Below are 26,503 nucleotides of genomic sequence, written 5' to 3' on the forward strand. Positions count from 1 at the left end.
CATGGAACTGCGAAATCGCGACTTTTCGGCAGAGCCTGTCGTTTTGGAAGTGGATAATCTTGCCGTGGCACTTCCCGCAGGCACGCCTGTACTTCGCGGCGTGAGCTTCGATATTCGAAAAGGCGAAACCGTCTGTCTCGTAGGTGAATCGGGGTCGGGAAAATCCGTCACATCCCTCACGGCCATGGGGCTTTTGCCGCAAAATGCACTGCGCGTGACGGGTGGTGCAATCCGCCTCGACGGGCGGGACCTGCTGCAACTATCGCCGGCTGATATGAAGCAGATGCGTGCCACGCGCATCTCGATGATCTTTCAGGAGCCGATGACCGCGCTCAATCCTGTGATGCGGGTCGGAGAGCAGATCACGGAAGTTCTGGATATCCATACCGGGCTTTCGGCTGCCGCCAAGCGTGCCAAAGTCATCAATATCATGGAGCAGGTCCATCTGCCGGACGTGGAACGCATCTACCAAAGCTATCCGCATCAGTTGTCGGGCGGCCAGCGCCAGCGCATCATGATTGCCATGGCGCTAATCCTGGAGCCCGTGGTTCTGATTGCAGATGAGCCGACCACAGCGCTCGACGTAACGACACAGAAGCAGATTCTGTCCCTGATCGCCGAACTACAGGAAAAGCACGGAACAGCTGTGCTGTTCATCACGCATGATATGGGCGTCGTTGCCGAAATCGCGGACCGGGTCTGCGTCATGCGCAGTGGCGAAATCGTGGAGCGTGGCACTATTCGTCAGGTTTTGTCTGAACCTCAACAGCAATACACGAAGGATCTGCTTGGCTCCGTTCCAAGTCTCATCCCTCGCCCTGCACGCGGAAAGGAAGAGCGGGAAGCCGTCATCCGGGTGCGTGATCTCGGTATGACTTATCGAAGCGGCGGGCTTTTCAGCAGGAAGCCAGGCGTCAAGGCATCGCGCGCGGTCAGCTTCGATCTCCAGCCGGGGCGAACGCTGGGCATTGTTGGCGAATCGGGTTCAGGCAAAACCACTGTGGCGCGTTCGATCATGCGTCTGATCGAGCCGACGGAGGGAGAAATCGTCGTGGGCGGACGCGACATTGCCCACCTTGGAAAACGCGACATGAAGCCGTTCCGAAAAAAACTTCAGGTAGTCTTTCAGGACCCGTTTCGCTCGCTCAATCCTCGTTGGACCATCGAACAGAGCCTGACCGAAGGGCCGCTGAACTATGGCGTTCCCTATGAGGATGCGGTCACTGAAGCGAGGCGTCTGCTCAAGATCGTTTCATTGCCGGAAGATGCGCTGAAGAGATATCCGCATCAGTTTTCGGGCGGGCAGCGCCAGCGCATCGCGATTGCGCGCGCCGTCGCTCTTCGCCCGGACATTCTCGTCGCTGATGAAGCCGTGTCTGCGCTCGATGTGTCCGTGCAGGCGCAGGTTCTCGATCTTCTGGCTGAATTGCAGAAGGATACCGGTATCGCGATTATTTTCATCACGCATGACCTGCGTGTTGCGGCACAGATTTGCGATGAAGTGCTGGTAATGAAGCACGGTCAGGTTGTGGAGCAGGGTAACGCCGCGGACGTGCTCGGCAATCCTTCCCACGACTATACGCGCTCGTTGATCGAAGCCGCCCCGGGCCGCTTCTGGGATTTTGCCGCGGGACGTCCCGCAGCCTGATCGAAGGGCTGCAGGTGGCAGCCCTGGTCTTCAAAGTTTCAAACAGGAATGAAATCATGCCCATCATACCGTTTATTGAGGAGAAAGCCGGCGAGATGCGCGCGGTTTTCGAAGATCTCCATCGTCATCCCGAAATCGGCTTCGAGGAGAAGCACGCTTCCGGTGTGGTGGCCGCACTGCTGGAAAGATGGGGTTTCGATGAAGTTCATACCGGCATCGCCGGGACCGGCGTCGTCGGCATATTGAAGGGGCGCAATGGTGGCAATCGCCGCATCGGCCTGCGCGCCGATATGGACGCACTGCCCATCGATGAGATTTCCGGCGTCCCCTACAGCTCGCAAAATCCGGGGCGCATGCATGCATGCGGCCATGACGGACACACGACGATGCTGCTTGGCGCCGCACAGTATCTTGCGGCAACGCGCAATTTCGAAGGCAGCGCGGTTTTTGTCTTCCAGCCAGCCGAAGAAGGCCTTGGTGGAGCGCGCAGGATGATTTCGGAAGGGCTTTTCGAGCGATTTCCCTGTGATGAAATCTATGGAATGCACAATCAGCCCCTTGGTACACTGGGCAAAGCCGCGATCCGCAAGGGCGCAGCCATGGCGGGCGCCAGCTTCTTCGACATCAAGCTGACCGGCAAGGGCAGCCATGCGGCCCAGCCACATAATGCGCGTGACGTACTGGTGATCGGTGCCGATCTTGTCGGCCAACTGCAGACCATTGTTTCCCGCAATATTCCAGCTACGGAAGCCTGTGTCGTCTCCTGCACGCAATTCCATACCGGCAGCGCCTACAACATCGTGCCGGAAGTCGCCACGATCACCGGCACGATCCGTTATTTCGAAAAGCGGGTCTGCGATCTGGCCGAAGCCCGCCTGCGCGAGATCTGTTCCGGTATCGCTGCAGGTTTCGGCATTACTGTCGATGTCGATATCCGCAACGTGTTTGATGTTCTGCGCAACGATCAGGGATTAACCGACGCTTATATCGCCGCAGCACGCGATGTGCTGGGCGAGGAAAACGTGACCGAGGATTGCCCCGCTTTCATGGGCAGCGAAGATTTCGCCGACATGCTAGCCCGCGTTCCCGGTGCTTACATCAATGTGCTGCACGGCGGCAAAGCCGCCCTCCACAATCCTGCCTTTACGCTCGATCCCGCGACGTTGCCCATCGGATCGTCGATCTATGCCCGGATCGTGGAAACCCGTTTGCCAGTGAATAAGGAACTTTCCGCATGAGTGCGCATGAATTGCCGTTCGATCTCAATGATATGATTGCCCGCTTGCGTCCATGGATCGAAACAGAAAGTCCGACCTTCGACGCGGCCGCCGTGAACCGCATGGTTGACACTGCGGCCTATGATTTTGCTGCTGCCGGTGCGAGCGTGGAATTCATACCCGGCCGCATGGGCTTTGGAGGGTCGTTGCGTGCCCGTTTTCCCCATGCGGATCAAGGCAGGCCGGGCATTCTGGTTTCCGGCCATCTCGATACGGTCCATCCGCTCGGCGTCATCAATGTGAACCCCTATCGCCGCGAGGACGGCAAGATTTACGGGCCGGGCATCCAGGATATGAAGGGCGGCAATTTCGTGGCCCTTGAGGCAATGCGCCAGATCGCCCGTTCGGGACTGACGACAAAGCTGCCTGTGACGTTCCTGCTGACTCCTGACGAGGAGGTCGGAACGCCCTCCACACGTGATCTGATCGAACAGGAAGCACTCAAAAACCAATATGTGCTTGTCCCTGAGCCGGCGCGCCGCGACGGTGGTGCCGTCGTGGGACGTTACGCGATTGCGCGCTATAATCTCGAAACGATAGGACGTCCGAGCCATGCTGGCTGGTTGCTCAAGGAAGGTCGTTCTGCAATCCGCCGCATGTCGGAAAAGATACTGGAGATCGAAGCTCTGACGACGGATGACTGCACCTTCTCGGTCGGTGTCATTCATGCCGGACAATGGGTCAATTGCGTATCTTCGAGCTGCAAGGCGGAAGCACTCAGCATGGCCAAGACCCAGCGGGATCTGGAAGAGGGTGTTTCTCGCATCTTGGCGCTTGCCAGCGTGAAAGACGATGTGGAATTCATCGTGACGCGCGGCGTCACGCGCCCGGTTTGGGAACACGGACAGCCGCAAGATATGGAGCTCTTCAACTTCGCCAATGATATTGCGAAGGAGATCGGGTTCAAGATGACGGCCCAGAGTTCTGGCGGTGGTTCGGACGGCAATTTCACAGGCGCGCTTGGCGTGCCGACGCTCGATTCCATCGGCGTTCGGGGGGAAGGTCTTCATACCTTGGGTGAACATATCTTCGAGGACAGCCTCATAGAACGGGCGCGTCTCCACGCGGGCTTGTTTCTGCGGCTCAACTGAACAAACGGATATAGCCATGCGCGACGAGAAGCGACTTGCAGCCCATGAGGTTCCAGGTCTTAAGGAAGACGTCACGATCAGGGTCGACCGGTGGGGCGTAGCCCATATTCAGGCGAACAATTTTCATGATCTTTTCTTCGCGCAAGGCTGGAATGCCGCACGTGATCGCCTCTGGCAGATCGATATCGCGCGCAAGCGCGGTCTCGGCCTGCTGGCACGTGATTTAGGTCCCGGCTATCTCGAACAGGACAGGGCGGCGCGGCTGTTTCTCTATCGCGGCGATATGGCACCCGAATGGAAAGCCTATGGGGCTCACGCGGAAGAAATCTGCTCCGCATTCGCCAATGGGATCAATGCCTATATAGATGCCTGCGATGCAGGTTCGATACCACTTCCGCCGGAGTTTACGCTGCTTGGCCATCGCCCCGACCGATGGAAGGCGGAAGATGTGGTGCGTGTGCGCACCCACTCGCTGACACGCAATGCATCTTCCGAACTATTGCGGTCAAAGGTGATGGCCGCTGTTGGAAGCGAGCTTGGCGCAAGGCTCGATGGATTGCGCAAGCAGTTGTCGCATGGCGTTGTGTCGAAGCCGGTCGATGGGTTTGATCCGACGATCATGACGGATCGAGTTTTGCGTGATTTCAACCTTGCCGTCAGTCCGGCGACCTTCTCCCGTGACAGGCTTTCGGCCACGCTTATGGATGCAGCTCTCTGGACGACCGTTACGCCATCCGGTGAGATCATCAGGGCTTCCTTCGAAGAAGGCTCAAACAATTGGGCAATCTCAGCCGAGAAAACCACTACAGGGCGCCCGATACTGGCGCTTGATCCGCATCGGACGCATGTCTTGCCGTCTATTCGTTACGTAGTGCATCTGTCGGCGCCGGGCCTTGATGTGATTGGCGCAGGCGAACCGATGGTGCCGGGAATATCGATGGGTCATAACGGGACTGCCGCTTTCGGGCTCACCATTTTCGGGGCGGATCAGGAAGACATCTATGTCTATCGGACCCGTGAAGATGATCCTGAACGATATGTGTATCGGGATGGTTGGGAAAAACTCACGACCATTACGGAAGCCATTCCAGTAAAAGGTTGTCCAGACCAGTCAGTGGCACTGGAGTTTACCCGCCATGGCCCTGTCATCTATCGGGATGCTGTGAACAATAGGGCTTTTGGACTGCGAACCGTCTGGATGGATGCTGGTATGGCACCTTACATGGCCAGCCTCTCCGTCATGGAGGCAAGGAACTATGCGGAATATGTCAAAGCGTTGAATGGATGGGGCTGTCCGTCCGTCAATCACATTTACGCGGATACGACCAATAAGATTGCATGGAAACCCTCCGGTGCGTCGCCCATACGTCAGAATTGGGATGGGTTGCTACCCGTTCCCGGTGATGGGCGCTACGAATGGAACGGTTATCTGCTCCCGCAAGCAGGACCGTGTGAAGTCAATCCCGCGCGTGGTTTCATCGCGACCGCCAATGCGATGAACGTGCCGGATGACTGGGCTGCCGCAAGTCCGGCCATTGGCTATGAATGGCTCGACAGCAGCAGGCACGACACGCTGCATCGAGAACTGTCGCGCGAAACGCCGATTTCCCTTGAGGATTGCGTGAGATTGCAATGTTCGACCTTTTCGCCCATTGCTACGCGCGCTCTGAAATGCCTGAAAGCGATGGGTGTAACGGGCGAGCCCGCCGCATGGCAACTGCTTCGAAACTGGGATGGTAATCTGGCAGCAGATTCAGCTCCTGCCGCCTTGTTTGAAGTTTGGCTCAGCAAGCATCTCGGCCCGCTTGTCGCCCGAAGGGAAGGCGCGGAGCCTCATATCATTCCGATGCTCATGCCGTTCGATGCTCCCAGCATCGTGGAATGGCTGGAAGAAGCGGTGCCGGCAGGAGAGGTCCACAAGAATATTGCACAAAGTCTTGATGATGCCTGGGCAGAGTGCGTGTCATTGATGGGAGAGAAGCCGGACGAGTGGTCGTGGGGCCGTGTTCATCGACTCAAGCTCTCTCATCCCCTGCAATCCCTGACGGACGAGGACTGGTCCCTCGCGACTTTGGAGTTGGGCGGTAGCAGCTCCACCCTCAATTATGCCAATTACCGCCTCAATGATTTTTCTGTTCTGGCTGGCCCATCGGTCCGGATGGTGATCGATGTGGGAGAATGGGACAACAGCCTGTTCGTCAACAATCCGGGACAGTCTGGCTTGCCCGGCTCGCCCCATTACAAGGACCTTCTTCCCCGCTGGCACGAGGGCGTCCATTGTCCCCTGGTCTATTCACCAAATGCCGTGCAGGCTGCGACTGTGCACACGATCATGCTGAAAGCATAACCAATAAGGTCGCCCGTCCCGCCTTCCGTCGTAGCCGGGCCGGAGAGGGATCATTCGCTGACTGCTTCGCCATCCTCCATAAGACACTTGTGGATGGCTGTGCAGGCTTCCTGTTCGAGGATCAAATGGATGATTAACGTCTCTATGGCTGAAAAGCCACGACGAAGCCGAAGTTTTGACCGAAATTCCGAAAACGATAAGGCCCTACGCTGATTCTGTTCTGAGGAGATCTACAGTGTTCCAACGCATCCATGTAGCCGGGGCTGCCGCACTGCTCCTTGGTACTGCACTTTCCGGTATCGCCGTAGCGGGTGATGGCGGTGGGGTCGACGCGATCCGGTTATCCTCTGGCGGATTGGCGGAAATTTCCAGAAAAGCCGTCCCAACGGCTGACGGAACGATACAGATCGAAGTGCCCTTCGACCAGGTCGACGACATTCTGAAAAGCCTGGTCTTGAATGGCAACGCTGGAACGATCGATCGGGTATCGCTCGCCGGACCAAGGCCTCTCGAGGAGACCTTCAAGGGGCTGCCGTTCACGCCTGAAACTTTAGCGTCAGCGCCTGCACTTCTCGCGTCCATGCAAGGTACGGTGGTATCGGTCACGAGTGGCGGAAAAACAGTGACGGGCAAGGTTCTTGGCGTGGAAACGCGCGACAGCGAGAAAACGGCTGAACGTGCACTGCTGACAGTGCTTGGCAAGGACGACCGGATTGACACACTCAAACTTGGCGACGATGCCGCGTTGACAGTCGAAGATCCGGAAATGCGCCAGAAACTGGCCGACGCCGTTGCGGCGACGGGACGCGCAAAGAATGACGGTGCACGTGTCGTTAATGTGCATATTGCCGGAACTGGTGGACAAGAAGTCCGGCTTAACTATGTGATCGCCGCGCCGATCTGGAAGACAGCCTATCGGGTGGTTGTCGGCAAGGACGCCAAGGCTCGTCTTCAGGCGTGGGCCATACTTGAAAATGCCAGCGGAGTAGATTGGAAAGGTGTGAAGATCGCGCTGTCCTCGGCCGATCCCGTTACGTTGAAACAGCGCTTGCATCAGCTCTACTGGAAAGAGCGGTCAGAAGTCGTCGTCAACACGGCGTCGGATAATGTGGCGGCACCCGATACAGGCAACTTGTTAAATCGAGTTCGGACGCGCGCCGCTTCCGATAAAAAAGCCATGATGGCGCCAACCATGGAGACTGTAGCGGAGCAGGCGGCAGTAGCGCCGGCTCCCGCGGACTATGGGGGTGGGACAGGGGAGGCGGAGACTGGCGCAACTGCCACCGAAAGCGACACTTCAGCCACGTTCGATTTGCCCGGCAGCTATGATCTGGCAAATGGCGATACCCTCTCGGTTCCTATTGCGGATGCCTCAGTGGAGGCACAGATGGTTTCTGTCTATACCGCGGGAAGCAAGCTGCGCCATCCGATTGCGGCGATCAAGATCAGCAATTCGACGGGCGCAAGCATGCCGGGCGGTATCCTGACCGTTTATGATGCCAATGCAGGCTATATTGGTGATGCCGAACTCACGGGTTTGCCCAAGGGCGATATACGCATGGCAAGTTTTGCCACGGACCGGAAAGTGACCGTAACCGAGGATCGCAAGCCAACGCAGAAGATCGTGGATATCAAAGTCGTGGATGGGGCGATCCGCACGACAGAAAAACTGCTGGAAACCACGACCTATACGATTTCGGGTGCTCTGGATGGTGAACGGACAATAGTGATCGAACATCCGGTTCGTGAGGGCTGGTCGTTTGTGTCGCAGGCAGAGAACGGTCGAACCGCCACGCATCACCGGTTGCAGACAAATGTTGAAGCGGGGGGCGAAGCTTCCGTCACCGCGGTAGACGAACTGCTCCTAAGTAACAGCTACACACTGGCTGGCGCGGAACCGGACGTTCTGCTGGGCTGGTCATCTTCCGCCAGCGACAAGGGGGTGGCGGAAAAGCTTGAACAGCTTGCCGAGGCACGCAGGAAGCAGGTCGATGCGCACAGGGAACTGGAAAAATCCAGTGAAGATATTCAGCGCCTTGCTGGAGAGCAGGAGCGCATTCGAGAAAACATCGGTGCCGTTCCTGAAAATAGCGACTTGAAAACCAAGTATCTGAAAATTCTTGAAGAGAGCGAAACGAGTATCGCTCGGGCTGTTGAAAAACGCGAAGCCGCCCAGAAAGTCGCGGATCATATTGATGAACAGGTGCGTGAGACGATCCGCCAATTTTGATCGGCCTTGAAGCTCGAGGGGCGGCTTGGCGCCCCCAGCACACATTCGCGGGGCATACCTTGAAGCTATTGGGCGTGTGGGTTTGGTCGAATAGCCAATAGGTTCACCTCAGGCTCGACGAACCTGAAGAGCGCCACATATCAGCAGCGCTACTTTTCATAACCAATTGATTTGTTTTGGGTTCGAATGGTGGGCGTGACAGGGATTGAACCTGTGACCCCTACGATGTCAACGTAGTGCTCTCCCGCTGAGCTACACGCCCATTCGATGTGGCGCATACACCATATCGCGTTGCGCCCGTCAATGCCCTTTTATGAAGTTTTTTCGTCTTTTTGTTGATGACAAAACAAAGGGGCGCAAATCCGCCCGATCGCCTCAGGCGGCGATCAGCATTTTTTCGATTTCATTCACCAGATCGCGCAGGTGGAACGGCTTGGAGAGCACCTTTGCGTCGCGCGGTGCGTCCGAATCGGGATTGAGCGCGACAGCGGCAAAGCCTGTAATGAACATGATCTTCAGGTCGGGGTCGATTTCTGTCGCGCGGCGCGCCAGTTCGATACCGTCCATTTCCGGCATGACGATGTCGGTCAGCAGAAGCGAGAAGGGCTCTTCCTGCAGTCTTTCATAGGCGCTCGCACCATTGTCGAAATGCGTCACGTGATAACCGGCTTTTTCCAACGCCTTGACGAGGAAGCGGCGCATATCATTGTCATCTTCAGCTAGAAGGATTCTCTTCATTGTTCCGTCCGAATTCTGTGTCGTGTTCATCGCTCAAAAGCTGACCCTTAACGACTCAATATCCACCGTAGAAAACGCTTCTTTGGTAAATATGGAATGAATGCTCGCACGAATGTTAATTGTTATGGCGCGTATTTGGCAACAAGCTGTTCAGTGTGACAGGATTGTCGCATATGGACACCGGGAAGGGTTCGAAAGATTCGTCTTCCGGCCATTTGCGCGCATGGGCTGTCTGACGTAGTTTGTTACGTTATTAACGTGGATCGTTGGCGAATGGCCTGACTATTGCGGTCGAGAACGGGTGAAGAATGAGTTTGGAGCGCGATTTTAGTCTGATACCGCCCTTCGAGATATGCGCTCCGGCGGAACAGCGCATTCCGTTCGTCTTTAATTCCCCGCATAGCGGGCGCTATTACCCGCATTCCTTCATCGAAGCGTCGCGTCTGGATGCCTTGAGCATTCGCCATTCGGAAGACTGTTACGTCGATGACTTGTTTGCTTCGGCGGTGCGGCTCGGCGCGCCCCTGCTCAAGGCGCATTTCCCACGGGCTTTTCTGGATGTGAATCGTGAAGCCTATGAGCTCGATCCGCGCATGTTCGCCGAGCCGCTGCCGCCTTTCGTGAACAGCCAGTCGGCGCGCGTCGCTGGCGGGCTTGGCACCGTGCCGCGTCTGGTCGGTGAGGGCCAGTTGATTTATCCGGGCCGAATTTCCCTCGCGGAAGCATTTTACCGCATTGAAGATCTCTACAAGCCTTATCATCAGACGCTTGATGCTTTGCTTCAATCCACGCGCCAGCGTTTTGGCTATGCGGTGCTGATAGACTGCCACTCCATGCCGGGCGGCACACGTCCCGGTGAAGTCGGGTCACGACCGGATTTTATCGTCGGCGACCGTTTCGGTCGTTCGTGCAGCGAAAGGCTGACGCAGGCTGCCATCGATCTCCTCCAGGACCTGGGTTACACGGTTGCGCACAACAAGCCCTATGCGGGTGGCTTCATCACCGAGCATTATGGACGGCCAGCTACCGCTTGCCATGCTCTCCAGATCGAGATCAACCGAAGCCTTTATGTGAACGAACAGAGCTTGCACAAGCTTGCCGGTTTCGAAACGCTCTGCGCCGATCTCCATGGATTTCTGAGCGACCTGACATCCCTGCCGGATGATCTCTTTTTCGCGCCTCCTCTGGCGGCGGAATAAGCCGTTCCTTAAGCTCCTCTCGCAGATAAAAAGAACCGCGCCCGAACGATACGAGCGCGGCCAAAGACTAGGGAGGAAATGCCCCGAAAGGCATAGACAGGAAAACCTGTCAGGAATTTAAGTTACGTCTGAACGGCGCTAACGTCAAGAAAACAAGCATATTTTTTGAGCTGATTTTATCATGCTCATTATATAGGCAAAATTAGCATGGTTTGCACAAGCGCGCGCCATGCATTGGAAACAGGAGTTCGGGGTTGCTGATCGACAAGGCATTTTTTTCCGAAGTGGCTGCTGCTGCGGCTGCTGAAACGCTTCCGCGTTTTCGTCAACTGACGGAAATAGACAACAAATATAGCGTTGGTTTCGATCCGGTGACCGAAGCAGACCGCGCGGCGGAGCGTGCGATTCGGGCGGTGATTGGCGAGGCTTTTCCCGACCATGGCATTCTGGGGGAAGAATACGGACCGGAGAATATCGACCGCAGCCATGTCTGGGTTATCGATCCCATCGATGGAACCCGCGCCTTCATTTCCGGCCTGCCGGTGTGGGGCACACTTCTGGGCCTCACTGTCGATGGCGATGCCCGGGCGGGAATGATGTCGCAGCCGTTTACCGGCGAACTTTTCTACAGCGACGGCGATGGCGCCTATCTCGCCCGCCAAAGCGGTGAAGATATGCCGCGCCGTTTGTCGGTGCGCCAGAACGCCGCCCTGGCCGATGCGACGATGTTCACGACGACGCCTGCTCTCTTCAAGGGAGACAACCGCAGAGGTTTCGACCGGCTGGAAAATTCTGTCCGTCTGTCGCGTTACGGGGTCGATTGTTACGCCTTCGTCATGCTGGCAAGCGGCTTTGCCGATATTGTGGTCGAGGCCGGTTTGCAGCCCTATGACATCGTTGCCCTCATCCCGCTGATTGAACAGGCGGGCGGAGTGGTGACGCAACGCGATGGTGGTCCGGCGGAAAAGGGCGGTGACATTGTCGCCGCCGCTTCTCCCGAACTGCACAAGGCAGCGCTCGATCTGCTCAACAGCTAGCTAAATACCGGAGGCCACGGGTTCAATGGTCTCCGGCATGGTCTCGACTTCCGACGATCCGGGAATGAACGCATCGAAGGCAGCCCAGAGCTGCTCCCGATAAAAATCGGCTTCCTGCAGCATTTCATGACGTGCGCCGGCAATCGTCGTCAGTGAGACATTGCGCGTTCGCGCCACAAAACGTTCGATCACCGGCGTGGAAACCACACGATCCGCGCCGGCGGCGACGATAAGAACCGGCACCGTTGACCCTTCGTAGAAATCCGGCTGGTTGATCCGCCGCGATGTTTCGAGCGCGCTCCAGAGCCAGCGGGCTGTCGGACCGCCAAGCGCAAGGTCGGGATGAAGACGTGGAATTTCCATATTCCGCATGAAGCGCTCCGGGTCGCTGGTCAGCGGATTGCCTGCAAAGGGGCGGGAAGCAAGCCTGCGTCCGCCGGAGGCGTAAACCCGCCCGAGGCCGAGCCATCGAAAGGCGGAGGCGATGCGGCGTACGTTGTCGTCGCTGAGTTTTTGGCCATCGAGCCCCATGAAGGGTGCACAGAGCACCATGCGGCTGACACGGGATGTCAGCCTGCCCATTGAAGCAAGCGCCACGAGCGCGCCTGCGGAGTGACCGAGGACGTAGAAGGGCGGCGGACAGTCAGGCAAAGCGATCTGGCTCAGGGTCAGATCGAGATCGTCGGAATAGTCGTCGAAACTGCGGACATAGCCACGCTGGCGATCCTTCAGCAGTCGGGTCGAGCCGCCTTGTCCGCGCCAGTCGAAAGTCAGGACCGTGAAACCGCGAGCACTCAGGTCGGCCATGGTTTCAAAGTATTTTTCAATGAACTCGTTGCGCCCCTGCAGCAGGACCACCGTTCCCCGCATCGGCCTTGTCTCGGCTTTCAGGATGGCATAGCGCAGCGTCTTGCCCCCATGTGCTTCAAGCAGTCCGGCTCTTATCCCATGCGGGACGGGATTCGCATCGGTTTCGAAAAGCAGTTCCGACATCCGATTGCGGGCCTTTCTGTTCGGTTGGGATATGCGCTGCCAGCATAATGGAGCAATTGATGATAAAAAGTAACCGGAAGTTCGAGAGAGAACTTCCGGTTCAAAGAACAGCCGGTGCAAGGGACGTTACGCCAGCTGATATGTTCAGAAACATGAAGAGAGATCAGTAACCGCCCGGACGACGTTCGCCGACGATGCGGCCTGAATAGGCGTCGACCATAACGATGACACGACGGCCATTTGGCCGCGTGGCGCGGACGAAATAAGTGTCGCGGTTAAGGCGCATATCGCCGACATCATAGCCGCGGCGTTCCAGCGAGCGCGCGATACGGCGCGGGCTCATGATGTCGCGGCGACCGTACTCATCGCCCCAGCCCGGGCGGCGGTCCGGGCCACCATCCCAGCCGGGACGCGGACCCGGATAAGGACGCGGCGGACGATAGCCGTCATCATCGTAATACTGAACCTGAACGCTCAGGCCGCTATCGGCTGCGAAGGTGGGCGTCGCAAAACCGGTCGCGACGGTGGCAAGTGCGGCAAAAGCAAGAACAGCTTTTTTCATAACCGTGATCCTTTGATGAACCCGCTTTGCAGCAGGCATGGTGGGACATTAGCCCCAAGCGGCTGAACGCTCGCCAAAGATGATGTTCATTTTGGGTTCATTGTGCGGCGAACCCTCAAGATTGTAGCCCCCTATCGATCAGGAGTTATTACGCAGCGTGACAGCCCGTGTTTCGCAAATCTTCGCGCGCTACTGGTCTTGAAAAGAAAAAGAACCGTTCCCAAATGAGTTTTGCGGTCGCCTGGAAGGGGCCGCCGGCAACAAGGAATTCGCCATAAGGGAATTTCGCCGCCCTGCATGATCCCGGACGCGTCTGGCGCTGTTCGGAAAAGATCATGCTGAACAAGCATCTTGTCGCTCTAAAGGAGGGCTAATACATGCGTCACGTAGATTTTTCCCCGCTTTATCGTTCCACGGTCGGTTTCGATCGTCTTTTCACCATGCTTGATACGCTCGCTTCGCCGGAAGGTAACCAGTCCTACCCGCCGTATAATATCGAGCGCACGGGTGAAAACACCTATCGCATCACCATGGCGGTTGCGGGCTTTTCCGAAAGCGAACTCGAAATCGAAGCACATCGCAACCAGTTGACCGTGAAGGGTCAGAAGGCCGATGAGAATGCTTCCGATATCGGTGAAGTTCTCTATCGCGGTATTGCTTCACGTGCTTTCGAGCGCCGTTTCCAGCTTGCCGACTTCGTGGAAGTCGCCGGTGCGAGCCTCAAGAATGGCCTCCTGCACATCGATCTCAAGCGCGAAATCCCGGAGCAGATGAAGCCGCGCAAGATCGAAGTCACCAAGGCTGGCTCGGAAAGCGCCCAGCAGATCGAGGCGAAAACCGCGCATTAAAGCATTTCCAGCTGAGTACAAAAAAAGGCGGCGCTCAAAGCGCCGCCTTCTTTGTTTTCATGCTTATTGAAAGGCGTCAGGCAATCAATTCGGCGAAGCGGTCCACGTCTTCTTCCGTATTGGCGAAGCTCGTGACGAAACGGGCGAAAATCTCGCCGTCGCTGATGCGGTTCACTTCCGAATGCGGCGGGTTCCAGTCGTAGAAAATCGCTCCGGCATTGCGCAGGCGGTCATAGACCGACTGTTTCATGATGGCGAACACCTCGTTGGCTTCCGGCTTCCAGGCAAGGCGCATCTGGCTCGACGCATTGATATGGCCGGCAAGGCGCGTTGCAAGCGCGTTTGAATGACGCGCCAGTTCCAGCCAGAGATTGCCTTGCAGATAAGCATCGAACTGAGCGGCCACGAAACGTGTCTTGGAAAAGAGCTGGGCCGCGCGCTTGCGGATGAACGGCAGGTCGCTGGCGCGTGCAGGGTCCATGAAGACCAGAGCTTCGGCGCACCAGCAACCGTTTTTCGTCCCGCCGAAGGAAACGATGTCCACACCCTGTTTCCAGGTCATTTCGGCAGGCGTCATGTCCAGGGAAACGAGTGCGTTGGCAAAGCGTGCACCGTCCATGTGCAGCGGCAGGCCTGCATCGCGGCAGATCTTGGAGATGGCGGCGATATGCTCGGGCTGGTAGAGTGTGCCGACTTCGGTCGCCTGCGTGATGCTGACGGCCATCGGCTGCCCGGCGTGAACGAAAGCCGGATTGAACCGCTTCAGTTCGCGCTTGAGAAGCTCGGGGTCGATGCGGCCATGTGCGCCGTCAATCGGATGCAGACGGGCTCCGCCGGTGAAATATTCCGGCGCGCCGCATTCATCCTCGATCACATGCGCCTCGCGGTGTACCAGCGAAACGCCGCCGGGCCGGTTGACGCTGGCAAGCGCCAGCGAGTTGGCGGCGGTGCCGGTTCCGACAAAGAATACGGCAACTTCACGCTCGAACAGTTCGTTGAACCGTTGCTCGACGCGCTTGTCGATTTCACTTGCGCCATAGGCTGCCGCAAAACCCGCAGCATGCAATGAAAGGCTCTCGGCGATTTTCGGATGGGCACCTGCCCAGTTGTCTGACGCAAAATGCACGTGTTCCTCCGGATGCGTTCAATCAGGCTGTCGCCAGCCCTCGTGTCTATGGCTGTCTACAGCATCGTTTGGAGAATCGGAATCACTTTTCGGAAAGTACGACGCGCGGATTTCACTGGGTTCCTGCGCTCGAACGTATCCGTTAGCGCGCAGCGTTCTGCAAAAGCGGTTGGGGCTGCTTGTGATAAAAATGCCGCCACGCTGCCTATTTTTTAGGCATAAAAGAAGAAAACGGCGTGGGGCCAAACTGACGCAATGGCCGCCAAACGCAATTTAAAGCCCACAAAATCACCGCTTTTGATATTTTATTACGGAAGTTGCCGAGAAAAATTGCGTTTCCATCTTGTGAGGCAATTTGAATTCTGTCATACGTAATTAGGACAGCAATGCTGTCCAATTAGAAGCTGATGCGAACGGAAGCGACGCAGCGCTCTCCGAAAGTTTCAGAAAGAGGCGCCGGAACCGGCAGGCAGATCGCCTGGCGGTAACAGGCGCCCCGACCGCGACAGGAGGAATTCGAGTGCGCCGTTCCGGCGGGCTGGGTGTCGTCTGTCCAAGCCTGATGAGAATAAGGCGCTAAACATCGTTCCTCGCATCGGCTTTGCCGCTCGTCCGGAACCTCGTCCAACGCCTTGTCGATAAGGCTTCCTTTATATGCAAAGCAACGGCGGGATGGTTGTCACACCATCTCGGTATATACTGATCGCGCACCTCATGATGAGGGCCAAACGGAGGGAATGACGATGACGCATTTGACGCCATCTGTATCGACTGTGGTTTCTCACAACGTACAGAACGGAACGGTCAAAGCTGCGACGACCGCTCCCAACCGAACGACGCGAAAAACGAAAGCGGCGGGTTTGCCCGCAGCGCAAGGACTTTATGATCCGCGCAATGAACATGATGCGTGCGGCGTTGGTTTCATTGCGCATATGAAGGGCAAGAAGTCGCATCAGGTCGTGAAAAGCGGCCTCCAGATGCTGGAAAACCTCACCCATCGCGGTGCGGTCGGTGCCGATCCGCTGATGGGCGATGGCGCTGGTATTCTGGTGCAGATTCCAGATCGCTTCTTCCGCGAGGAAATGGCGCGTCAGGGCATCGATCTGCCGCAGCCGGGTCACTACGGCGTCGGCTATCTGTTCATGCCGCGCGATGCGCAACTGCGCGCCCATATTGAAGAGATCGTCAAGGAAGTGATCGCTGCCGAAGGCCAGACCTTCATCGGCTTCCGCGAGGTTCCGGTCGACAACTCATCGCTCTCCAAGGCGCCTGACATTGCCGCAACCGAACCGTTTCACGTTCAGGTCTTCATCGGGCGCAATCCGATGCTGGAGACGGATGACGATTTCGAGCGCCGCCTGTTCGTTCTGCGCAAGGTCATTTCCAACCGCATCTATCAGGAAAACGACGGCGACGATAAAGGCTTCTATGTCGTGTCCATGTCGGCCCGCACGGTCGTCTACAAGGGCATGTTCCTCGCCTATCAGGTCGGAGCCTATTATCAGGATCTGAAGGACCCGCGTTTTGAAAGCGCGGTGGCGCTGGTGCACCAGCGTTTCTCCACCAACACTTTTCCGTCCTGGCGTCTGGCGCATCCATACCGCATGGTTGCGCATAACGGCGAGATCAACACGCTGCGCGGCAACGTCAACTGGATGGCAGCGCGTCAGGCCTCTGTCGACTCGGAACTGTTCGGCAACGACATTTCCAAGCTGTGGCCCATTTCCTATGAAGGCCAGTCGGATACGGCCTGCTTCGACAATGCGCTCGAATTCCTGCATCAGGGCGGTTACAGCCTTGCCCATGCGATGATGATGCTGATCCCGGAAGCATGGTCCGGCAACAAGCTGATGTCGGATGAGCGCCGCGCATTCTACGAATATCACGCAGCACTGATGGAACCGTGGGACGGCCCCGCCGCCGTTGCCTTCACCGATGGTCGCCAGATTGGCGCGACGCTCGACCGCAATGGCCTGCGTCCCGCACGCTATATCGTCACCGACGACGATTTCGTCATTCTGGCTTCGGAGGCAGGCGTGCTGCCGGTCGAGGAAAAGAAGGTCGTCAAGAAGTGGCGTCTCCAGCCGGGCCGCATGCTGCTCATCGATATGGAAGAAGGCCGCATCGTCTCGGATGAGGAAATCAAGTCGCAGATCGCGCAGAAGCATCCTTACAAGCAGTGGCTCGCCAATACGCAGCTCATACTGGAAGAGCTGAACCCGGTCGAACCGCGTGCGCTGCGCAAGGATGTAAGCCTTCTCGACCGCCAGCAGAGCTTCGGCTACACGCAGGAAGACACGCGGATTCTGATGGCTCCCATGGCCACGACCGGTCAGGAAGCCATCGGCTCGATGGGAACGGACACGCCTATCTCGGCCATGTCCGACAAGTCGAAGCTGCTCTACACCTATTTCAAGCAGAACTTCGCGCAGGTCACCAACCCGCCGATCGATCCGATCCGCGAAGAACTGGTGATGAGCCTGGTCTCCTTCATCGGCCCGCGCCCGAACATCTTCGATCTTGTCGGCACGTCGCGCCGCAAGCGTCTGGAAGTGCGCCAGCCGATCCTGACCAATGGCGATCTGGAAAAAATCCGCTCCATCGGCCACACAGAAGACCGTTTCGACACCAAGACGCTCGACATAACTTATAATGTCGGAGAAGGTGCTGCGGGCATGCATGGCGCAATCGAACGCCTTTGCGACCGCGCCGAAGCAGCCGTCCACGGCGGCTATAACATCGTCATCCTGTCGGACCGTCAGGTCGGGCCGGACCGCATTCCGATCCCCGCCCTTCTGGCAACGGCAGCCGTGCACCATCACTTGATCCGCAAGGGCCTGCGCACCTCGGTCGGCCTTGTGGTGGAATCGGGCGAGCCGCGCGAAATCCATCATTTCTGCTGTCTTGCCGGTTATGGCGCCGAGGCGATCAATCCTTATCTCGCCTTCGACACGCTGCTGGACATGCACCGCCGTCGCGAGTTTCCGCCGGAGGTGGACGAAGATGAAGTGGTCAAGCGCTACATCAAGTCCATCGGCAAGGGCATGCTCAAGGTCATGTCCAAGATGGGCATCTCGACATACCAGTCCTATTGCGGCGCGCAGATTTTCGATGCCGTGGGCTTGCAGTCGAGCTTTGTCGATAAATTCTTCTTCGGCACGGCGACGAGCATCGAAGGCGTCGGCCTTGATGAAGTCGCGGAAGAAACCGTACGCCGCCACCGCGACGCCTTCGGCAATGATCCGGTTCTGCTGACCGCGCTGGAAGTGGGCGGTGAATATGCATACCGCATGCGCGGTGAGGCGCATTTGTGGTCGCCGGATGCGGTGGCAAGGTTGCAGCATGCGGTGCGTACCTCCAATCCGGAGACCTTCACCGAATATACCTCCATGCTTGACTCCAAGTCGGCGCAGGCGAAGACCATTCGCGGCCTGTTCAATATCCGCTTCGCCGAAGAACGCGGTCTGAAGCCGGTTTCCATCGATGAGGTTGAACCGGCGGCGGAAATCGTCAAGCGCTTCTCCACTGGCGCGATGTCGTTCGGTTCCATCTCGCGTGAAGCGCATACCACGCTTGCCCGCGCCATGAATGCCATTGGCGGCAAGTCGAACACAGGCGAGGGTGGTGAGGAGCCGGATCGTTTCTATCCGCTGCCGGATGGCACGCCGAACCCGGAACGCTCTGCAATCAAGCAGGTGGCATCGGGCCGTTTCGGTGTGACGACGGAATATCTGGTCAATTCCGACCTGATCCAGATCAAGGTCGCGCAGGGCGCCAAGCCCGGTGAGGGCGGCCAGTTGCCGGGGCACAAGGTCGATGCGACCATTGCCAAGACCCGACATTCCACGCCGGGCGTCGGTCTCATTTCGCCGCCGCCGCACCATGACATCTATTCCATCGAAGATCTGGCGCAGCTGATCTACGACCTAAAGAACGTCAATCCGGCTGCTGATATTTCGGTCAAGCTGGTGTCGGAAGTAGGCGTTGGCACTGTTGCCGCGGGCGTCGCCAAGGCGCGCGCCGACCATATCACGGTGTCGGGATATGATGGCGGCACTGGTGCCTCGCCACTCACTTCGCTCAAACATGCTGGTTCGCCTTGGGAAATCGGCCTTGCCGAAACCCACCAGACGCTGGTGCTGAACGGGCTTCGCTCCCGCGTGGCATTGCAGGTGGATGGAGGCTTGCGTACCGGGCGCGATGTCATCATCGGCGCGCTGCTCGGTGCCGACGAGTTCGGTTTCTCGACCGCTCCGCTGATTGCGGCTGGCTGCATCATGATGCGCAAGTGCCATCTGAACACCTGTCCGGTGGGCGTGGCCACGCAAGATCCGGTTCTGCGCAAGCGGTTCAAGGGCACGCCGGAACACGTCATCAACTTCTTCTTCTATCTGGCGGAAGAGGTGCGGGCGCTTTTGGCCGAAATGGGCTTTACCAGGCTGGAACAGATTATCGGCGAAACGGAGTTGCTCGAAAAGCAGGCCATGATCGATCACTGGAAAGCCAAGGGACTGGATTTCAGCCGCATCTTCTACAAGCCTGAGGCCGAGAAGCACGAAATCCACTGGACCGAACGCCAGCATCACCCGATCGAGGATGTTCTTGACCGCAAGCTGATTGCCGAGGCCATGCCAGCGTTGGAAGACCGCCAGCCGGTGAAGATCGACGTGGAGATCAAGAATGTCGACCGTTCTGCCGGTGCGATGCTTTCCGGTGAAGTTGCCAAGCGCTTCCGCCACAAGGGTCTGCCGGAAGACACCATCGCCGTTACGCTTCGCGGTACGGCTGGCCAGTCCTTCGGCGCGTTTCTGGCGCGTGGCATCTCGTTCGAGCTGATCGGCGACGGCAATGATTATGTCGGCAAGGGTCTTTCGGGTGGCCGTATTGTCATACGTCCGCCAGAAGATACGCGTATCGTTGCCGAAGATTCCATCATCGTCGGCAATACGGTGCTCTATGGTGCGCTTGAAGGCGAATGCTACTTCCGCGGCGTGGCAGGCGAGCGTTTTGCCGTGCGCAACTCTGGTGCGGTGACGGTTGTCGAAGGTGTGGGCGACCATGGCTGCGAATATATGACCGGTGGCGTTGTCGTGGTCATCGGGCAGACGGGCCGCAACTTCGCGGCGGGCATGTCGGGCGGTGTCGCCTATGTGCTCGACGAGGAAGGCGATTTCGCCCAGCGCTGCAACATGGCGATGGTCGAACTCGAGCCTGTGCCGGAAGAGGACGACATTCTCGAAAAGCTGCATCACCATGGCGGCGACCTCATGCATAAGGGCCGCGTGGACGTTTCCGCCAACATGACCCATCATGACGAGGAACGTCTCGTGCAGCTGATCGCCAATCACCTGCATTACACCGGCTCGACGCGGGCGAAGGACATTCTCGACAATTGGGAGAGCTATCGCCCGAAATTCGTGAAGGTCATGCCGGTCGAATACCGCCGCGCTCTGGAAGAGATGGAGCGTATGCGGATCGGTGTCGCGGCTGAGTAAGTGCTATCGTTAAAACGCAGTGCTTGTGCGCCTGGGATGGCGCACGGCACGGCGAGCCTCGCACAGCGAGAGGAGAATAATATGGGTAAGGTAACTGGTTTTCTTGAAATCGACCGGCAGGTGGCAAAGTACCAGCCAGCGTCGGATCGTATCCGTCACTTCCGCGAGTTCACCATTCCAATGACGGATGGTGAAGTGCAGAAGCAGGCGGCACGCTGCATGGATTGCGGCATTCCGTTCTGCCATGGGCCGACGGGCTGCCCGGTGCACAACCAGATCCCGGACTGGAACGATCTCGTCTATAACAACAACTGGGATCAGGCGATCCGCAACCTGCATTTGACCAATAATTTCCCGGAATTCACGGGTCGCGTCTGCCCCGCGCCCTGCGAGGAAGCCTGCACGCTGAACCTTGAAGATACGCCGGTTGCGATCAAGACGGTCGAACAGGCGCTCGGCGACAAGGCATATGAGTTGGGCTATATCGTGCCGCAGCCCGCCGCCAACAAGACCGGCAAGTCGGTCGCCATCATCGGTTCCGGCCCGGCGGGTCTCTCGGCCGCGCAGCAGCTGGCCCGGGCCGGTCACATGGTCGATGTCTATGAGCGCGAAAGCCGTCCCGGTGGCCTGCTGCGCTACGGCATTCCCGATTTCAAGATGGAAAAGCACCTGATCGACCGCCGCATCGCACAGATGGAAGGCGAGGGCGTCCGCTTCCTGTGCGGCGTGAATATCGGCGTGGACAAGCCGCTGCGCGGCCTCCTCGATACCTATGATGCCGTCCTTTATTCGGGCGGTTCGGAAACGCCGCGTCCGGCGGGCATTCCGGGGGCTGATCTGGAAGGTGTGCATGATGCCATGCCTTATCTGGTGCAGCAGAACCGTCGGGTGGGCCGCGAAAATATCGAATCCGTCGCCTGGGCTTCGGCTCCTATTCTAGCTGGCGGCAAGCACGTCGTGGTGGTCGGCGGCGGCGATACGGCTTCGGATTGCGTGGGCACCGCATTTCGTCAGGGCGCGGTCAACGTCACCCAGCTCGACATTCGCCCGCAGCCGCCGGAAAAGGAAGACAAGCTCAGCGTCTGGCCCTATTGGGCGACCAAGATGCGCACGTCCTCCAGCCAGGCGGAAGGTGCATCGCGCGAGTTTCAGGTGGCGACATTGGAATTCATCGGCGAAGACGGCCGTCTGACCCATGTGAAGTGCTGTCAGGTCGATGAAAAGCGCAAACCTATCGCCGGCTCTGAGTTCTTCATCAAGGCCGACCTCGCCTTCATCGCGATCGGCTTTGCCGGCCCGGCAGAAAACAGCGTGGTCAAGGAACTGGGCGACAAGCTTGAAATTGCCACCGACCGCCGTGGTTCCAAGTCGGTCAAGGCCAATGAACGCGATTACCGCACCAATGTCGACAAGCTCTACGCCGCGGGCGATGTGCGCCGTGGCCAGTCGCTTGTCGTCTGGGCAATCCGCGAAGGCCGCCAGGCAGCGCACGCCATCGATGCCGATCTGATGGGGAGTTCGGTCTTACCACGTTGATAAGGCCATATGGAATTGAAAAAGCCCGCCGATTGGCGGGCTTTTTGCTTTTAACCTTGGCTGCGCCGTGACTTCATCACCAGATAAGCGACGGCGAGAAGCACGAACCACACCGGCGTGATTTTCAGTGCTGCCGCAGTATCCGGCTTTTGTGCCAATGCCCACAGAATGAAGGCGAAGAAGGCGAAAACCATCACCACGGCTGCGCGTCCACCGGGCATCTTGAAGGTGGACTTTTCATGCAGGTCCGGGCGCTTGCGGCGATATTGAAGATAAGACGCCAGAATGACCGACCAGATGAAGATGAAGAGCAACGCCGAAATCGTCGTGACGATGGTGAAGGCTTCAATGATGCTCTGGCCCGCATAAAGCAGCACCACCCCTGCGAGCAGGAAAATGCACGAGAAGAACAGCGCGTTGACCGGTACTTTTCGCTTGTTCAGCTTGCCGAACGCCTTTGGCGCGAGTTTGGACGTGGCGAGACCGTAGATCATGCGCGACGTCGAATAGATGCCGGAATTCGCGCTCGACGTTGCGGAAGTCAGCACGACGAAATTCACGACATGGGCGGCGATACCGAGACCAGCGAGCGAGAACATGGCGACGAACGGGCTTGAACTCGGGTCGACCTGATCCCAGGGAATGACGGTGATGATGACGAAGAGCGCGCCGAGATAGAACAGCACCACGCGGATCGGAATGGAGTTGATCGCCTTGGGCAGATTGCGCACGGGGTCCTTGGTTTCCGCAGCGGCGGTGCCGACCAGTTCGATGCCGACGAAAGCAAAGACCGCGATCTGGAAACCGGCGACAAAGCCAAGGAAACCATTGGGGAAGAACCCGCCATGGTTCCAAAGATGCGCGACCGATGCCTGGCTGCCGTTCGGCAGGGTGAAGCCGGTCGAGAGCATGTAGACGCCAGCAATAATCAGGCCGACAATGGCAACGATCTTGATGAGAGCGAACCAGAATTCGATTTCACCGAAATTGCGCACCGTTGGCAGATTGAGCGCCAGAAGCGTAAAAATCAGGCCGAGGGCCGGTATCCAGAGCGCCAGTTCCGGGAACCAGAACGAGACATAGCCCGAAACGGCGACAACGTCGGCCACGCCGGTCACGATCCAGCAAAGCCAATAGGTCCAGCCGGTGAAGAACTGCGCCCAGGGCCCCAGATAATCGCCAGCGAAATCCGCGAAGGAGCGATATTCGAGATTGGACAGCAGGATTTCGCCCAGTGCGCGCATGACGAAAAACAGCATGAAGCCGATCACTGCGTAGACGAGCAGGATCGAAGGGCCTGCCAGCGAAATGGTCTTGCCCGAGCCCATGAAAAGGCCCGTGCCGATGGCCCCGCCAATGGCAATCAGCTGAAGGTGCCTGTTGGACAGATTGCGTGCAAGATGGGGTTCCTCCTCCCGATGTGGATCGACAGAAGGCTTTGATGCAATATTCATTCAAACGCCTCTTGTTTTCTGACGGACGCCAAGAACAATTCCTCGCTCACGCGAGTGATTGCGCCCTCCCATGAGCCTTTTCAGGCCGACGGTGCCTCCTGATAGACGATGCAGACGCTTCTGGAAACAGCGCGGAATGTAGCAATTAGAATCATATTGGGTAGAGGAAGCCGCTGGCTATCAGTTGGGTGATAGTTCAATCCTACTGATATGGGTGCAGAAATTAGGGATTTGCGCTCTTCTGCGGCCAGGAAAAATCATCTGCCCGACCGGGGGACGGCTTGGTGTCATTTCGGGGGAGGCGTGCGGCTTGCGGGCGCGCTGCGAGGTTGCCCCCCATCAGGACGCCGCTTTCATCCTTGTCGATATCGCGAATGCTGACCGGGGCTACGCGATCAACCGGTTTAGACGGATCGTGGGCGCCTGCCGCGGGCAGGGGCTGATCCTCTTCCTTCGCCCCGCCGAGATAGGCGCGAAGCGATTTTTCGGCATAGAAAGCAAGCTTGCGCTTGCCTGCCGAAGTGATGTTGATGCCGTCATTGCCGCGCAGGCGCGCGGTCTGGCCGTTGATATCGAAGCCAGTCTGGGTAAAATTGCCTTCTTCATCGACAAAACCATCCCAGACATCGGCGAATTTGCCTCCCGCCTTCTCGGTGGCGGTGCGGTGGATTTCGTTGAGCGCCAGCATATCCTGCGACATGCCCTTCGGGCGGAAAGGCGGCTGGCCGATCCAGGCGAACGGGACGTGCCGGTCACCGATCGCCTTGATGAAAACCGCGACGCGCTTCTGGTATTCTTCGTTCCATTCCGGAGACCGGGGCGGCAGGCTCACGCCCTTCTCTGTCATTGCCTGCCTGTCATTGGAGCCGATCATCACGACAAGGGCAGCAGGCTTCTCCTCATCCAGTATCTTGCCGATATTGTCTGGCCAGTCGAAATGGTCGTTGCGGACAAAGCCGGAAGAGCCGTTTATGCGCGATACGACCTTGAGATCGGGGTCAGAAGCGAAGGCAAGGTCGAGCCCTTCCGCAAGACCATTGCCAATGAAATCTCCGACAACCAGAATCTTCCTGGCATCCGGCTTCTTGTCCACGAATTCGACAGCGGGGCTCGCCAATGGCGGCGGTGTCGGGCGTGATGCGGGCGATGCCGCCTTGGGTCGTTTCGGTTTAGGCCGTGCACGCTGCGGAGCAGGTTGCTGATATTGCCGCTGCGGTTGCGCTTGCCGGGGCCCGAACAACAGATCGAAAAGCGTGCGCGGGCGCTCCTGCGCAGAGGCGGTGGCGACGGCTGAAAACAGCAGCGCTGCAATGGCGAGCACCATGCCAGCAGCTTTCATCAGCTTCCGCAACTTTCGACTTTCGTGCATTCGTCTCGCCTTCATGCCTGTATATTAGCTCGACGATGTTGAAAAACCAAATGGGCGCACTTCTGTTGAAGCGCGCCCATTTGATCAATTCGCCAGTTTAACGGCGGCGCAGGACCGACAGAACTTCCTTGCTCGGATGGCCGTCCGGCTGAAGTCCATTCCGCTGCTGGAAGGCTTCGATGGCGGCCCGGGAGGTGGAGCCGATCTTGCCGTCGATATTGCCGTCATAATAACCGAGCGCTTTCAGATGGGTCTGTAATTCCAGCCGCTCATTCATGGAAATGGGCGTGAACGGGCGATTCCAGTCCTGCCGAAGCCCCTGATAGCCGCCGATACGGTCCGCGAGCAGGCCCACGGCCAGCGCATATTTGTCGGCGTTGTTATAGCGCTTCAACACGAAGAAGTTCTTCGTCATCAGGAAGGCTGGCCCCTGACGGCCATCGGGAACTTTCAGTGTCGCCTTTTCATTCGGATCGGGGAACGGGCGTCCGTTGGCTCGGACAATGCCGATCTGCTGCCACTCGGCAATCGAGAGCGATCCGTTGGGGAACTTGCGTCCCTGCGGCAAGGCTACTTCGTAGCCCCAGGTGCGGCCGGGCTGCCAGCCATTGCGATGCAGCAGGTTCGCAGCCGTACCAAGCGCATCGGGAACCGAGTTCCAGATATCACGCTTGCCGTTTCCGTCCACGTCGACGGCATAAGCCTGATAGCTGGTCGGGATGAATTGCGTGTGGCCGAGCGCACCGGCCCACGAACCGGAAAGATGGCCGCGGTCGATATCCCCGGTCTGGAGAATCTTCATTGCGGCAATGAGCTGTGTGCGGCCGTACTTGGCGCGGCGCTGGTCCGCATAGGCAAGCGTTGCCAGCGAACGCACTGCATCCCGCATGACGTCGTCGCGCTTGAGGATTTCGCCGTAATTGCTTTCCATCGACCAGATGGCAAGCAGGATATTGCGGTCAACCGAAAAACGCTGCTCGATGCGCTGGAGCCACGGACCCCATTTGCGAGCCATGCTCTGGCCGACGGAGACCGACTGTTCGTTCACGCGATTGTCGATGTAGTTCCAGACAGGCTCGGTAAATTCAGGCTGATAGCGCGCTTTCTGCAGCACAACCGGGTCAGGCGCATCCACGCCGCGAAATGCGCGGTCGAACGTGGAGGGCGAAACACCTGCCTTTATGGCGACAGGACGGAAGCTCGCGACCCATTGGCGAAATTGCGCATCAGCCAGTGCAGAACCGGTCGTAAGCGTTGAGGCGAGCGCAGCTATCGCAACCGTTGCAGCTTTCAGCTTCATTGACGGGTTCACCGTGAATGGAAATCGCAGCATTCTGTGTTTCCCTTCTGCAATCAAATTTAGCCGATACCGGCGCGTTTCCCTTCGACCTGGATTCTGCTCGCCCCGGATTGCATTAATCAATTAATACCATCCTGTGTTGAATTTGAGCCAGCGGAAAATTCCTGGTCGAACTGTTGAACGTTCAAATTAGAACCTGTCGGTTAGCAATTGGTTTACCATCGCCGCTTCAGGTAAGAATTTGCCCGAAGTT

17 protein-coding genes and 1 tRNA gene are annotated in these 26,503 nt (G+C 57.8%); 10 read left to right on the plus strand and 8 right to left on the minus strand.

Features of this window, described 5'->3' with window-relative positions; all coding sequences use genetic code 11:
* Position 1 precedes the first annotated feature (1 nt).
* The 5 genes from ACS5UA_RS10015 (at position 2) to ACS5UA_RS10035 (ending at position 8,593) form a co-directional block, all read left to right on the plus strand.
* Complete coding sequence (locus ACS5UA_RS10015; RefSeq protein ID WP_021585340.1) at positions 2-1,648, plus strand: ABC transporter ATP-binding protein; 1,647 nt, start codon at positions 2-4, stop codon at positions 1,646-1,648.
* A 56-nt stretch (positions 1,649-1,704) separates the two neighbouring features.
* Positions 1,705-2,886 (plus strand): M20 aminoacylase family protein, encoded by a 1,182-nt coding sequence (locus ACS5UA_RS10020; protein ID WP_021585339.1) that lies wholly within the window; start codon positions 1,705-1,707, stop codon positions 2,884-2,886.
* On the plus strand, positions 2,883-4,016 hold the full coding sequence (locus ACS5UA_RS10025) for a M20/M25/M40 family metallo-hydrolase (RefSeq protein WP_021585338.1): 1,134 nt from the start codon (positions 2,883-2,885) through the stop codon (positions 4,014-4,016). Before ACS5UA_RS10020 ends, ACS5UA_RS10025 begins: the two co-directional genes overlap by 4 nt.
* Before the next feature lie 16 nt (positions 4,017-4,032).
* A complete protein-coding gene (locus ACS5UA_RS10030) occupies positions 4,033-6,363 on the plus strand; it encodes a penicillin acylase family protein (RefSeq protein WP_443101287.1) in 2,331 nt (776 codons plus the stop codon).
* 175 nt (positions 6,364-6,538) lie between these two features.
* Positions 6,539-8,593, plus strand: a complete 2,055-nt coding sequence (locus ACS5UA_RS10035; protein ID WP_112701786.1) for a DUF4139 domain-containing protein — start codon at positions 6,539-6,541, stop codon at positions 8,591-8,593.
* 187 nt (positions 8,594-8,780) lie between these two features.
* On the opposite strand, the gene ACS5UA_RS10040 is transcribed toward ACS5UA_RS10035, so the two are convergent.
* A tRNA-Val gene (locus ACS5UA_RS10040) sits at positions 8,781-8,855 on the minus strand.
* Between the two features lie 113 nt (positions 8,856-8,968).
* Positions 8,969-9,331, minus strand: coding sequence for a cell cycle two-component system response regulator CpdR (gene cpdR, locus ACS5UA_RS10045; RefSeq protein ID WP_002966536.1), 363 nt, complete (start codon positions 9,329-9,331; stop codon positions 8,969-8,971).
* 308 nt (positions 9,332-9,639) lie between these two features.
* Between cpdR and ACS5UA_RS10050 the strand changes: the two genes are divergently transcribed.
* On the plus strand, positions 9,640-10,530 hold the full coding sequence (locus tag ACS5UA_RS10050; RefSeq protein WP_443101288.1) for an N-formylglutamate amidohydrolase: 891 nt from the start codon (positions 9,640-9,642) through the stop codon (positions 10,528-10,530).
* Between the two features lie 254 nt (positions 10,531-10,784).
* Positions 10,785-11,567: a histidinol-phosphatase gene (hisN, locus tag ACS5UA_RS10055; RefSeq protein ID WP_443101289.1), complete on the plus strand. Its 783-nt coding sequence runs from the start codon at positions 10,785-10,787 to the stop codon at positions 11,565-11,567.
* On the opposite strand, the gene ACS5UA_RS10060 is transcribed toward hisN, so the two are convergent.
* Positions 11,568-12,560: an alpha/beta fold hydrolase gene (locus ACS5UA_RS10060; RefSeq protein WP_021585333.1), complete on the minus strand. Its 993-nt coding sequence runs from the start codon at positions 12,558-12,560 to the stop codon at positions 11,568-11,570.
* 163 nt (positions 12,561-12,723) lie between these two features.
* Positions 12,724-13,122: an Antifreeze protein, type I gene (locus tag ACS5UA_RS10065; RefSeq protein ID WP_021585332.1), complete on the minus strand. Its 399-nt coding sequence runs from the start codon at positions 13,120-13,122 to the stop codon at positions 12,724-12,726.
* 377 nt (positions 13,123-13,499) lie between these two features.
* On the opposite strand from ACS5UA_RS10065, the gene ACS5UA_RS10070 reads away from it, so the two are divergent.
* The gene (locus ACS5UA_RS10070) at positions 13,500-13,970 is read left to right on the plus strand and encodes an Hsp20 family protein (protein WP_006469490.1); all 471 of its coding nucleotides are present in this window, start codon (positions 13,500-13,502) and stop codon (positions 13,968-13,970) included.
* 76 nt (positions 13,971-14,046) lie between these two features.
* Here the strand turns inward: ACS5UA_RS10070 and ACS5UA_RS10075 are convergent, their stop codons facing one another.
* Positions 14,047-15,096, minus strand: coding sequence for a threonine aldolase family protein (locus ACS5UA_RS10075; RefSeq protein ID WP_021585331.1), 1,050 nt, complete (start codon positions 15,094-15,096; stop codon positions 14,047-14,049).
* Positions 15,097-15,839: 743 nt separating this feature from the next.
* Here ACS5UA_RS10075 and gltB point away from each other — a divergent pair.
* Both gltB and ACS5UA_RS10085 read left to right on the plus strand, forming a co-directional pair.
* Positions 15,840-20,591: a glutamate synthase large subunit gene (gene gltB / locus ACS5UA_RS10080; RefSeq protein ID WP_021585330.1), complete on the plus strand. Its 4,752-nt coding sequence runs from the start codon at positions 15,840-15,842 to the stop codon at positions 20,589-20,591.
* Positions 20,592-20,672: 81 nt separating this feature from the next.
* Positions 20,673-22,127: a glutamate synthase subunit beta gene (locus ACS5UA_RS10085; RefSeq protein ID WP_021585329.1), complete on the plus strand. Its 1,455-nt coding sequence runs from the start codon at positions 20,673-20,675 to the stop codon at positions 22,125-22,127.
* Positions 22,128-22,177: 50 nt separating this feature from the next.
* Here ACS5UA_RS10085 and ACS5UA_RS10090 read toward each other — a convergent pair whose 3' ends face one another.
* From ACS5UA_RS10090 to ACS5UA_RS10100, 3 genes are all read right to left on the minus strand, one after another.
* Complete coding sequence (locus tag ACS5UA_RS10090) at positions 22,178-23,581, minus strand: amino acid permease (protein ID WP_021585328.1); 1,404 nt, start codon at positions 23,579-23,581, stop codon at positions 22,178-22,180.
* A 223-nt stretch (positions 23,582-23,804) separates the two neighbouring features.
* Positions 23,805-24,950 carry an SGNH/GDSL hydrolase family protein gene (locus tag ACS5UA_RS10095; protein WP_021585327.1) on the minus strand — a complete coding sequence of 382 codons (1,146 nt, stop codon included), beginning with the start codon at positions 24,948-24,950 and terminating at the stop codon, positions 23,805-23,807.
* A 97-nt stretch (positions 24,951-25,047) separates the two neighbouring features.
* Positions 25,048-26,283 (minus strand): lytic murein transglycosylase, encoded by a 1,236-nt coding sequence (locus ACS5UA_RS10100; protein WP_021585326.1) that lies wholly within the window; start codon positions 26,281-26,283, stop codon positions 25,048-25,050.
* Positions 26,284-26,503: the final 220 nt, after the last annotated feature.

It is taken from the genome of Brucella sp. RRSP16 (assembly GCF_052246815.1).
Lineage (GTDB): Bacteria > Pseudomonadota > Alphaproteobacteria > Rhizobiales > Rhizobiaceae > Brucella > Brucella intermedia.